Origin of the sequence: Streptomyces sp. NPDC059009, from assembly GCF_042740175.1 — a bacterium.
GTDB lineage: Bacteria > Actinomycetota > Actinomycetes > Streptomycetales > Streptomycetaceae > Streptomyces.
Map to the genome: position 1 here is coordinate 45,451 of NZ_JBHYJB010000007.1, position 11,672 is coordinate 57,122.

9 protein-coding genes and 1 riboswitch are annotated in these 11,672 nt (G+C 73.0%); of the genes, 5 read left to right on the plus strand and 4 right to left on the minus strand.

What is annotated here, in order from left to right; genetic code table 11:
• Positions 1-14 precede the first annotated feature (14 nt).
• Complete coding sequence (locus tag ACFWYM_RS08905) at positions 15-1,622, minus strand: PucR family transcriptional regulator (RefSeq protein ID WP_384832252.1); 1,608 nt, start codon at positions 1,620-1,622, stop codon at positions 15-17.
• Positions 1,623-1,960: 338 nt separating this feature from the next.
• On the opposite strand from ACFWYM_RS08905, the gene ACFWYM_RS08910 reads away from it, so the two are divergent.
• From ACFWYM_RS08910 to metE, 4 genes are all read left to right on the plus strand, one after another.
• A complete protein-coding gene (locus tag ACFWYM_RS08910; RefSeq protein ID WP_384832255.1) occupies positions 1,961-2,443 on the plus strand; it encodes a molybdopterin-dependent oxidoreductase in 483 nt (160 codons plus the stop codon).
• Between the two features lie 32 nt (positions 2,444-2,475).
• Positions 2,476-2,985: an inorganic diphosphatase gene (locus tag ACFWYM_RS08915; protein WP_384832258.1), complete on the plus strand. Its 510-nt coding sequence runs from the start codon at positions 2,476-2,478 to the stop codon at positions 2,983-2,985.
• Between the two features lie 40 nt (positions 2,986-3,025).
• Positions 3,026-3,583, plus strand: coding sequence for a DNA-binding protein (locus ACFWYM_RS08920; protein WP_384832261.1), 558 nt, complete (start codon positions 3,026-3,028; stop codon positions 3,581-3,583).
• Positions 3,584-3,585: 2 nt separating this feature from the next.
• Positions 3,586-3,804: riboswitch (cobalamin riboswitch) on the plus strand.
• Between the two features lie 164 nt (positions 3,805-3,968).
• Complete coding sequence (metE, locus tag ACFWYM_RS08925) at positions 3,969-6,287, plus strand: 5-methyltetrahydropteroyltriglutamate--homocysteine S-methyltransferase (RefSeq protein ID WP_384832264.1); 2,319 nt, start codon at positions 3,969-3,971, stop codon at positions 6,285-6,287.
• A gap of 6 nt (positions 6,288-6,293) precedes the next feature.
• Here metE and ACFWYM_RS08930 read toward each other — a convergent pair whose 3' ends face one another.
• From ACFWYM_RS08930 to ACFWYM_RS08940, 3 genes are all read right to left on the minus strand, one after another.
• On the minus strand, positions 6,294-7,433 hold the full coding sequence (locus tag ACFWYM_RS08930; RefSeq protein WP_384832266.1) for a bifunctional 2-methylcitrate synthase/citrate synthase: 1,140 nt from the start codon (positions 7,431-7,433) through the stop codon (positions 6,294-6,296).
• 66 nt (positions 7,434-7,499) lie between these two features.
• Positions 7,500-8,405 (minus strand): methylisocitrate lyase, encoded by a 906-nt coding sequence (prpB, locus tag ACFWYM_RS08935; protein WP_384832269.1) that lies wholly within the window; start codon positions 8,403-8,405, stop codon positions 7,500-7,502.
• A 123-nt stretch (positions 8,406-8,528) separates the two neighbouring features.
• Entirely contained in the window at positions 8,529-10,043 is a 1,515-nt protein-coding gene (locus ACFWYM_RS08940) for an MmgE/PrpD family protein (protein ID WP_384832272.1), read from the minus strand.
• A 180-nt stretch (positions 10,044-10,223) separates the two neighbouring features.
• On the opposite strand from ACFWYM_RS08940, the gene ACFWYM_RS08945 reads away from it, so the two are divergent.
• On the plus strand, positions 10,224-11,672 hold the full coding sequence (locus ACFWYM_RS08945) for a short-chain fatty acyl-CoA regulator family protein (RefSeq protein WP_384832275.1): 1,449 nt from the start codon (positions 10,224-10,226) through the stop codon (positions 11,670-11,672).

Here is an 11,672-nt window from a genome sequence, read left to right on the forward strand (position 1 = left end):
TCCTCCGACGAGCTTCACGTCCTGTCCCCACCGGCCAACAGCGCCGCATACAGGTCGAGTTTGTGGTCCAGCCGCGACAGATCCCGCCCCGTGAGTGCCTCGATGCGCTGGACCCGGTAGTGGACCGTGTTCACGTGCACGTGGAGGGCCTCGGCCGTGCGGGCCCAGGAGCAGTCGTGGGCCAGGAACGCCTTCAAGGTCTCCAACAGCACGTCGCGGGAGCCCTGTTCGCCGTTCACGAGGGGGCCCAGGACCGTGGTGCGGTAGATCGTGCGGACCTCTTCGGGGACGCCTGCGAGGAGCGGGGCGAGTGCGGTGATGTCCTGGACGGCGGTCACGCGGGGGCCGTGCGGGTCGGTGGCCGTGGCCGCCGCGCGGGCGTAACGGGCTTGCGTGAGAGCCGAGTTGAGGGTGGTGGGGCCGGCGGCCGGGGTGCTGAGGCCGCCGTGCGGGACGGAGTCGGGGGCGCAGGCGTGCAGCAGGGGCCAGATTTCGGTGAGGGGTGTGGGGGTGCTCGCGTCGGGACCGGCCGTTCCGTCGGGCTCGTCGGGCTCGGTGGTCCGGTCATCAGGCCCCGTCGGCTCGGGCCGCTCCTGAAGCACCGCTATCGCCTCGCCGTGCGGGAGCCGGCCCACCGCGAACCGCGCGCCCGGGAGGTGGCCCAGGGCTTCGCTGAGGGCCGCGGCGGCTTCCGCGCCGAGCGGGCCGTCGGTGCCGGTCAGGGTCGTGGAGAGGACGCGGTAGGGGCCCTGGGCGGGCGGGAGGGCGCAGGCCGTCAGGGCTGATTCCAGGGCCGTGGCGTCGGTGGTCGGGGCGGCGACCAGGGTGGCGAGGTGGTCGGCCGCCCGGCGGCGGGCCGTGCGGTGGCGCTCCCGCCCGGCCCGGTGCTGCGCGATGACCTCGGCTATGTCGTGCAGGACGCGCGGCGGGGCCTCGGTGGCGCCCGGCAGATGGAGGTGCCAGCTGTCGTACGGGGTGGCGTCGCTGTCGACGCGCAGCGTGAAGCCGTCGCCGCGCGCGAGGGATGCCGCGGCCTTCCGGGCGGACAGCGCGGGGGCCGCCTGGGTGCGGGCCAGGGTGCGGCCTGTCGCGGTGAAGAGGTAGCAGGGCAGCGGGCCGAGCGGGGCGAAGGCGCGGTCCAGGAGTTCGGCGGTGGGCGCGTTCCGGTCGAGGAGGCGGCCGAGCTCGGCACGGACATTCTCGGGGAGGGCGTGGTGGTCGGTGGAGCGGCGGCTCAGGTCGCCCCACTGGCGCAGGTACACGGTTTCGGTGATGGCCCGGAAAGTGGTGTGCGCGGGCACGGCGAGGAGGGGAATGCGGTGCTCGCGGCATGCCTTCACGACGTGCTCGGGGACGGTGCCGTGGTGCTCCTCGCCCGCCAGGAGCGCGACGGCCCCGGCGGTGCGCAGGGCCGAGACGAAGCGCTCGGTCCTGGCCGCGCCCTCCTCGAGGTTCCACCACACCAGGGCGCTCAGCACGATCTCGCCGGACTGCAGGAAGCGGACCGGGTCCTGCAGGTCGGTGGTCGTCACTCCGCTGATCTCCCGGGCGAGCAGCGGCGGCTCGCCCCACAGGAGTCGCAGGCCGAGCTCTTCGAGCTGGAGGAGGTGGTCGACGTGCATGCGGTGGCTCCTTGCGTGACTGCCGGGGACGGGCGGCGATCCCGGCACCTCGCATTCGCCGGGCGAGCACGAGTGCATGCATCGTAGATGCAAGATCAACAGTCGACGAAACCTCTTGAAGCGCCCCTCAGACGATGCCTCGGAACTGCTCCGCGACCTTTGGTCGATCCGCCAGTTGCCCCGCCGCGAGACGGTCGGATATCCGTAGCAGGGAGAGCGCATCTGCCAGGGTCGCTCTCATCATCACGTCAAGTCTGCGAGGAATCTTTCGGCTTCGGCTCGATTCTGAGATCCTCCTGTGTTGACGGATCGGCGGACCGGCGGCAGGGGGCGGGCGGATGAACCAACTCGGCATGCGCACAGGGACGTTCGCGCTCCGGGGCGAGCTGCACCGTCCCACGACGCTGTCCGTCGCCGACCTGCGCCGGGGCTGGCCGCGGCACCGCGCCGAGGTCACCTTCGACTGTGCGACGAACGGCCCCCAGCACCACGTGTTCGAGGGCCCGTTGCTGCGGGACGTGGTCGCCGACGCGCGCCCCGCCTTCGACGCCCGTCGCCGCAAGGACCGCTCGCGCTTCCTCCTGGCGGTCCACGGCGGCGACGGGCACCACACGGTGCTGTCCTGGGCGGAGCTCGACGCCGACTTCGGCGACGTGCCGGTCCTGCTCGCCACCTCGCTGGACGGCGCGGACCTGGACCGGGCGGGCAGCCAGCTCGTGGTGCCGTCCGACCGGTGCGGGGCGCGCTACATCAGCGCCATCACCCAGGTGTGGGTGGGGGCCTGCGCCGTGCCCGGCGAGGTCCTGCCCGCAGCCGGGTAGACGGGGGCGCCCGGCTGGTGGATGGTCGCGTCATGGAGAGAGCCGAGCTACCCGAGTTCGACGTGACCATCGAGATTCCCCAAGGGTCCAGGAACAAGTACGAGATGGACCACGCCTCCGGGCGCATCCGGCTGGACCGGATGCTGTTCACCGCCACCCGCTACCCCGCCGACTACGGCTACATCGACGGCACCCTCGGCCGGGACGAGGACCCGCTGGACGCCCTCGTGCTCGTCGGCGAGCGTACGTTCCCCGGCTGCACCATCCGCTGCCGGGCCATCGGGATGTTCGTGATGAGCGACGAGAAGGGGCCCGACGAGAAGGTGCTGTGCGTGCCCGCGCACGATCCCCGGCACGAGAACGTGCAGGACATCATCGACATCCCCGAGTTCGACCGTCGCGAGATCACGCACTTCTTCGAGGTCTACAAGGACCTGGAGCCCGGCAAGTCCGTGGAGGGCTCGCACTGGGAGGACCGCGACCACACCTACGCGGAGATCGCGGCGTCCCGCCTCCGCCTGCAAACAAACCGTTCACAATAATCCGTTGACGCGTTCTTGTGTGGCCCGGCACCCTGAACGCATGGCACCCACTCCTGACCCGGAGCCCACCGAATCCACTGAGCCCACTGAATCCGCCGAGTCCACCGAGTCCGCCGAACTCGCCGTGTCCGCAGCCGTGTTCACTCCCCCGGACCCCGACCGGGCGCAGGCCCGGCGGGCCCCCGCGGCCCTCTTCCGCATCGCCGAGCGGCACGCGGCCGACGCGGCGCAGCGCGGGCGCCAGGTCCACCCCGCGGTGCTCGCGCCGCACGAGGCCATCAGGCTGGTGTCGTTCCTGCTCAGCGGCGCGGCCCAACGCGCCGACGGGGAGGCGGAGGTGGACCGCGCGGACCTCACCGCCGCGCTGACCCTGATACCGCTGGCGCGCGGCGAGATGGACGAACTGGAGGCCGGGCTGCTGCAGATGGCGCGCGGCCGCGGCATGACCTGGCCGGAGATCGCCTTCGGCCTCGGCCTCGGCACCCCGCAGGCCGCCCGGCAGCGCTATGAGCGGCTGGTCTCCCGTACGACAGCGGACGCCGCTGCTACGACGCCGGACGTCTCCCCCGCAACGACGGCGGGAGAACGCGACCGTTAGGTAGGGTGGCCCGTGCAGCTGGTTCGCCCCGTCCGCCAGGCGGGAGCGTCGCAAGAGGGAACCCGGTGGGAATCCGGGACTGCCCCGCAGCGGTGAGCGGGAACGACCGCCGTCACACGCACTGGCCCCGGGAAGGGGTTGGGAAGCGACGGCCAGTAGGTGTCCTCCACGTGAGGACGTGCCCGCAAGTCCGAAGACCTGCCAACTGCCCGCGTACGAACCACTCGTGCGCGGACATCCCGGTGACCTCGAGGGCGGGTCGGCGTACATACCAGGCGGACGGACCGTGCCATGCCGCGCACGCTCGCCCCGCCAGGTCCGTCACCCTTCGCGCTCTCGTCCCGTCCCCGGGATCTCAGGGATTCATCTCGCGAAGGAGATCTCCGTGACCACCAAGCCCGCAGCCGCGGCAGCACGGGCCACCGTGTACGGCTACCCCCGCCAGGGTCAGAACCGGGAACTGAAGAAGGCGATCGAGGGCTACTGGAAGGGCCGCGTCGACGCCGACGCCCTCCGCGCCACCGCCACCGAACTGCGCCGCGCCACCTGGCGACAGCTCGCCGACGCCGGCCTCCACGAGGTGCCGACCGGCGACTTCTCGTACTACGACCACGTCCTGGACACCAGCGTCATGGTCGGCGCCGTCCCCGACCGCCACCGCGCCCCCGTCGCCGCCGACAGCCTCGACGGATATTTCGCGATGGCGCGCGGCACCCAGGACGTGGCACCCCTGGAGATGACCAAGTGGTTCGACACCAACTACCACTATCTGGTCCCGGAATTGGGCCCGGACACGGTGTTCACCGCCGACTCCACGAAGCAGGTCGCCGAGCTCAAGGAGGCCCTGGCGCTCGGCCACACCGGGCGGCCGGTCCTCGTCGGCCCGGTCACCTACCTGCTGCTCGCCAAGCCCGCGCCGGGCGTCGCCGCCGACTTCGTGCCGCTCACCCTGCTCGACCGGCTCCTCCCGGTGTACGCGGAGGTCCTCGCCGACCTGCGCGCCGCGGGCGCGGACTGGGTGCAGCTGGACGAGCCCGCCCTCGTCCAGGACCGCACCCCGGCCGAACTGGGCGCCGCCGAGCGCGCATACCGGGACCTCGGCGCGCTCACGGACCGGCCGAGGCTCCTGGTGGCCTCGTACTTCGACCGGCTCGGCGACGCGCTGCCCGTCCTGGCCAAGGCCCCGGTGGACGGCCTTGCCCTGGACTTCACCGGGGCCGCCGCCGCCAACCTCGACGACCTCGCCGCCGTCGGCGGCCTGCCGGGCAAGCGGCTCGTCGCGGGCATCGTGAACGGCCGCAACATCTGGATCAACGACTTCGAGAAGTCCCTCGCAACGCTCGGCACCCTGCTGGGTCTGGCCGAACGGGTCGATGTGGCGGCCTCCTGCTCGCTGCTGCACGTGCCGCTCGACGCGGCCGCCGAGCGGGACATCGAACCGCAGATCCTGCGCTGGCTGGCCTTCGCCAAGCAGAAGTCGGCGGAGGTCGTCACGCTCGCCCGCGGCCTCGCCCGCGGCATCCACACCATCGCCGCCGAACTCGCCGCGAACCGCGCCGACCTGGCCTCGCGCGCCGGCTCGGCGATCACCCACGACCCGGCGGTGCGCGCCCGCGCCGCCGCCGTCACGGACGCGGACGGCCGCCGCTCGGCGCCGTACGAGCGGCGGGCCGAGGCCCAGCGCGCCCACCTCGGCCTGCCGCTCCTTCCGACCACCACGATCGGTTCGTTCCCGCAGACCGGAGCGTTGCGCACCGCCCGCGCCGAGCTGCGCGCCGGACGGATCGACACGGCCGCGTACGAGGAGCGCATCGAGGCCGAGATCCGCGACGTCCTCGCCTTCCAGGAGAAGGCGGGCATCGACGTCCTCGTGCACGGCGAGCCCGAACGCAACGACATGGTCCAGTACTTCGCCGAGCAGCTCACCGGCTATCTCGCCACGCAGCACGGCTGGGTCCAGTCCTACGGCACCCGCTATGTGCGCCCGCCGGTCCTGGCGGGCGACATCTCCCGGCCCGAGCCGATGACGGTGCGCTGGACGGCGTACGCGAACTCGCTCACCGACCGGCCGGTCAAGGGCATGCTGACCGGTCCGGTGACGATGCTCGCCTGGTCCTTCGTCCGCGACGACCAGCCGCTCGGCGACACCGCGCGCCAGGTGGCCCTCGCGCTGCGCGACGAGGTCGAGGACCTCGAAGCGGCCGGAACGTCGGTCATCCAGGTCGACGAGCCCGCCCTGCGCGAGACCCTGCCGCTGCGCGCCGCCGACCACCCGGCCTATCTGGCGTGGGCGACGGAGGCGTTCCGGCTGAGCACGAGCGGCGTACGCGCGGCCACACAGATCCACACGCACATGTGCTACGCGGAGTTCGGCGACATCGTCCAGGCCATCGACGACCTCGACGCCGATGTGATCAGCCTGGAGGCCGCCCGCTCCCACATGCAGGTGGCGCGCGAGCTCGCGGCGCACGGCTATCCGCGCGAGGCCGGGCCCGGGGTCTACGACATCCACTCCCCGCGCATCCCCAGCGCGGAGGAGGCGGCGGCCCTGCTCCGCAAGGGACTTGAGGCCATTCCGCCGCAGCGGCTCTGGGTCAACCCGGACTGCGGCCTGAAGACCCGCGGCTGGCCCGAGACCCGGGCGTCCCTGGAGAGCCTGGTGGCCGCCGCCCGCACGGTCCGCGAGGAGATCACCCCGTCCTGACCGGCATCACCCCGTCCTGACGGGCAGCGTCCGCTGGTCCGGCCCCGCGTACGAGGCGAGGGGCCGGATCAGCGCGTTGTGAGCGAGCTGCTCGGTGATGTGGGCCGTCCAGCCGGTGATGCGGCTCATCACGAAGATCGGGGTGAAGGCCGGGGTGTCGAAGCCCATCAGGTGGTAGGCCAGGCCCGCCGGGTAGTCCAGGTTCGGGTGCAGGGACTTGCGGGCCAGCATGGCGTCGCGCAGGGCCGTGTGCAGGGTGGCCAGGCGGGACGTCTCCGGGTCGGCGGCGCGGGCGACCAGGCGGTCCAGAGCGTCCTGCATGACCGGGACGCGGGAGTCGCCGTCCTTGTAGACGCGGTGGCCGAAGCCCATGATCCTGCGGCGTTCGGCGAGCGCCTCGTCCAGCCACTCCTCGGCGCGCGCGGGGTCGCCGATCTCGTCCAGCATGTGCATCACGGCCTCGTTGGCGCCGCCGTGCAGGGGGCCCTTGAGGGCGCCGATCGCGGCGGTGACCGCGCTGTGCAGGTCGGAGAGGGTGGAGGTGACGACACGGGCTGTGAACGTCGAGGCGTTGAAGCTGTGTTCGGCGTACAGCGTGAGGGAGATCTCGAAGCAGCGGACCACCTCGGGCGCGGGCACGCCCCCGAAGCACATGTGGAAGAAGTTCTCGGCGTAGCCGAGTTCGGGGTGCGGCGGGATCGGGGCGAGGCCCCGGCGGCGCCGCTGGTCGGCGGCGACCACCGTCGGCAGCTTCGCGAGGAGGGCGAGGGACTTGGCGCGGTGGGCGGCGGGGCTGCCGTCGTCCTCCGTGGGGTCCTCGGCACCGAAGAGGCTCACGGCGGTGCGCAGGACGTCCATCGGGTGGCAGGTCTCGGGCAGCCGGGCGAGCAGCTCCGACGTGGTGCGGTCCAGGGGGCGCAGGGCGCGCTCGCGGGCCTGGAAGGCGTGCAGTTGCGCGGCGTCCGGGAGCTCGCCGTGCCACAGGAGGTGGGCGACCTCCTCGAAGGAGCGGTGGGCGGCGAGGTCCTGGACCGGATAGCCGCGGTAGGTCAGGGAGTTGGTCTCCTCGATGACCGTGGAGATCTCGGTGGTGTCGACGACGACACCGGCGAGGCCGCGGTGGATCGCGGGTGCGGTGGTGGGCATGGAGGTGCCTCCGAAGCGTCAGATGCGGGGGGGGGGCGGGTGCGTCAGGTACGGGGTGACGGTGCGTCAGGTATTCGGCGGGAGCGTGAAGTCGAAGACGGCCGTGTCGAAGGCCGCGTAGTCCTCGTAGCCGAGGAGCTCGTACAGCCGGGAGCGGGTCTGCATCCGCGGCAGCAGGGCTTGCTGTGTGCCGTCGGCGGCGAGCGTGCGCAGGCCGTCCTCGACGGCGCCCATGGCCAGGCGGAGCAGGGTGACCGGGTAGAGGGCGATGTCGTAGCCGAGGTCCTGCAGCGTCCGCGCGTCGAGCAGCGGGCTCTTGCCGAACTCGGTCATGTTGGCGAGCAGGGGGACGTCGACGGCCGCGCGGAACGCCTCGAACTCGGCCTCGCCCGCGAGGGCTTCGGGGAAGACCGCGTCGGCGCCGGCGTCGACGTACGCCTTCGCGCGGTCGACCGCGGCGGCCAGGCCCTCGGCGGCGCGCGCGTCGGTGCGCGCCATGAGCAGGAAGTCCGGGTCGCGGCGGGCGTCGGCGGCCGCGCGGACGCGGCGGCACATCTCCTCGCGGGCCACGACCGTCTTGCCGTCGAGGTGGCCGCAGCGCTTGGGGTTGACCTGGTCCTCCAGGTGCAGCCCGGCCAGGCCCACGTCCTCCATCAGCTGGACGGTGCGGGCGGCGTTGAGGGGTTCCCCGAAGCCGGTGTCGGCGTCGACGAGGACGGGCAGGTCGGTGACCCGGGTGGTCTGCTGGGCGCGGGCGGCGACCTCGGTGGCGGTGGTCAGGCCGATGTCGGGCAGGCCCAGGTCGGCGGCGAGGACGGCGCCGGAGAGGTAGGCGGCCTCGAAGCCGGCGTCCTGGATGAGGCGGGCGGAGAGAGGGTTGAGGGCGCCCGGCATGGTCAACAGGCGCCCTGTGGCGAGCCGTTCGCGCAGGGCGCGGCGGCGCTGGGCGGGGGTGGCGCGGGTGTGCAGCATCAGGAGTGCCCCTTCGGTATCAGAGGAATCCGTCGCGGTTTCAGAGGAGTCCGGCGCGGTTCTTAGAAGAGTCCGTCGCAGTTTCAGAGGAGTCCGTTGCGGTTCCGGACGAGCTCTCCGGGTTCAGAACAGCCCCTTCGGCAGGCGCGCGTCGTACGCCGCCACGGCCTCGGAGTCGACGGCCGGGAAGAGGCCGTCCAGGTCGGCGGCGCCGAGGTCGGCCAGGTGCGCGGCGGCGGCCAGGAAGCGGTCCTGGCCGGCCGGGGCGACCGCGCCGTCGGCGAGGGTGCGGAACTTGCCCTCGTAGGCGGGGCGTCGGAAGGGGCGGGCCCCGGCCGGGTGGGCGTCGGCGACGGCGAGCTCGTCCTCGACGACCGTGCCGTCGTCGAGGGTGAGGACGGCACGGCCGCCGAAGGCGCGCCGGTCCGGGTCGGGGTCGTGGTAGCGGCGGGTCCACTCCGGGTCCTCGACGGTGCTGATCTTCCGCCAGAGCGCGACGGTCTCCGGGCGGCGGGCCCGCTCGGGGGCGTAGGAGCGCTCGTGGTGCCAGACCCCGTCCTCCAGGGCGACGGCGAAGATGTACGGCACGGAGTGGTCGAGGGTCTCGCGGCTGGCCATGGGGTCGTACTTCTGCGGGTCGTTCGCGCCGGAGCCGATGACGTGGTGGGTGTGGTGGCTGGTGTGCAGGACCACCGAACGGACCCGGTCGAGCGGGCCGGTCTTGTCGCGCAGGCGCCGGGCGAGGTCGATGACGGCCTGGGCCTGGTACTCGGCGGAGTGCTCCTTGGTGTAGGTGTCGAGGATCGCGCGGCGCGGCTCGCCGGGCCCGGGGAGCCGGACGGTGTAGTCGGCGCCGGGTCCGTCCAGCATCCAGGCCAGGAAGCCGTCCTCGCCCTCGTAGATCGGCGAGGGGGAGTTCTCGCCGCGCATCGCCCGGTCCACCGCCTCGACGGCCGCCTTGCCCGCGAGGGCGGGAGCGTACGCCTTCCAGCTGGAGATCTCGCCCTTGCGGGACTGCCGGGTCGCGGTCGTGGTGTGCACGGTCTGCTGCACGGCCTGGTACACCGCCTCGGTGGGCAGCCGCAGCAGGGCGCCGAGGCCGCAGGCGGTGGCGGCGCCGAGATGGGCGACGTGGTCGATGCGGTGCTCGTGCAGACAGATGCCCTTGACCAGGGCCACCTGGATCTCGTACGCGGTGATGATGCCGCGCAGCAGGTCGGCGCCGGTGCGGCCGGTGTGCTGGGCGACGGCGAGGAGCGGCGGAACGGTGTCGCCGGGGTGGGAGTAGTCGGCCGCCAAGTAGGTGTCGTGGAAGTCGAGTTCGCGCACGGCGGTGCCGTTGGCCCAGGCGGCCCACTCCGGGGAGACGCGGGTCGGGGTACCGAAGACGGAAGCTCCACGCGGTGTCCCGTTCGCACGGTGGGCGGTGGCCTGGGCGCGGGCGACGGCGACCGGGCGGCGCAGCAGGGACGCGACGGCGACCGCGGCGTTGTCGATGACGCGGTTGACGGCCATGGCGGCGCTGTCGGCGTCCAGTTCCTCGGTGGCGGTGGCGACGGCGGCGAGCTTCCAGGCGAGCTGGTCCTCGCGCGGGAGGCGGTCGGCGCTGGGGTGGACGCGGACGTGGTGGTCGATCACGGGGCTCCTTGAACAGGGGTCCTGGTGGGGTGCTGACGTATCGAGGCTGCCCCCATGACCGCCCTCGGGCCACCGCTCCAACCTGCGGATCTGCTCCATGTTCTGACGGTGAATCCGCGAATCTTGCGAAGAGTGCGGATGCTAGGTTCGCAAGGGCTGCCGCCCACAAGGAGGTCCGCGATGGCCCGGCGACCCGCCGACCGCAAGATCTACGCCCACGCCAAGCTGCGCCGACTGCGCCGAGAGCACGGCATGAACCAGGTCGACATGGCCCGTGCGCTCGCCATCTCCACGAGCTACGCCAACCAGCTCGAGCAGAGCCAACGCCCGCTGACCGCCTCGGTGTTGCTGCGGATCGCGGAGGTCTTCGGGGTGGACGCGGAGTTCTTCTCCGAGGCGGCGGGCGACCGGCTCGCCACCGATCTGCGGGCGGCGCTCGCCGACGAGGCGTGCGGGGTCGAGCCGCCCGGCGCCGAGGAGATCACGGAGGCCGCACGCGACCACCCCGAGGTGGCCCGCGCCCTGGTCGCCCTGCACCGCCGCTACCGCGACGCCGCCGAGCAGGCCGCCGCCCTCGCCGCACCCGGCCGGGCCGACGGCGCGCTGCTTCCACCCGGCGAACCCCACGACGAGGTACGGGACTTCTTCTACGCCCACCACAATCACTTCGAGCCGCTGGACACCGCGGCCGAGCGCCTGGCGAAGGAGTGGCGGCTGCGACCCGGCCGCTGCGCCGACCCGCTCACGGCACGGCTCGCCGAGCGGCACGGCGTCACCGTGGTCCAGGCACCCCCGGGACACTCCCCCGACGCCCGCCGCTTCGACGCCGACGCCGGGCTCCTGTTCCTCTCCCCCTGGCTGAGCGACGGCCAGCGCGCCTTCCAACTGGCCACGCAGCTCGCCCTGTTGGAGCACGGCCCGCTGCTCTCCCACCTCTGTGCGAGCGCCGCCGCCCTGACCTCCCCGGAGTCGCGGACACTCGCCCGCATCGGCCTGGCCAACTACTTCGCGGGCGCCCTGCTCCTGCCGTACACCGCCTTCCACACCGCCGCCGAGGACGTGCGCTACGACATCGAGCTGCTGTCCGCGCGCTTCGGCGTCGGCTTCGAGACGGTCTGCCACCGCCTGAGCACCCTGCAGCGCACCGGCCGCCGGGGCGTGCCGTTCTCCTTCCTGCGGGTCGACCGGGCGGGCAACATCTCCAAGCGGCAGTCCGCGACCGACTTCCACTTCTCCCGGCTCGGCGGCACCTGCCCGCTGTGGACGGTGTACGAGGCGTTCTCCGCCCCGGGCCGGATCCTGACCCAGGTCGCCGAAATGCCGGACGGCAAGCGGTACTTCTGGGTGGCGCGGACCCTCACCCGGGGCGGCTTCGGCCACCACGCGCCCCGCGCGGAGTTCGCCGTCGCCCTCGGCTGCGACCTGCGGCACGCGCACCGGCTCGTGTACGCGGAGGGGGTCGCCCTGACCGATCCGCGCGCGGCGACGCCGATCGGTCTGGGCTGCCGGATCTGCGAGCGCCGCGACTGCGCGCAGCGGGCCCGGCCCCCGGCGGGCGGCCGCCTCGCCGTCGACCCGGACCGGCGCCCGTACGTGCCGTACCAGGTGGAGAACGGCGGCCGCTCGTGA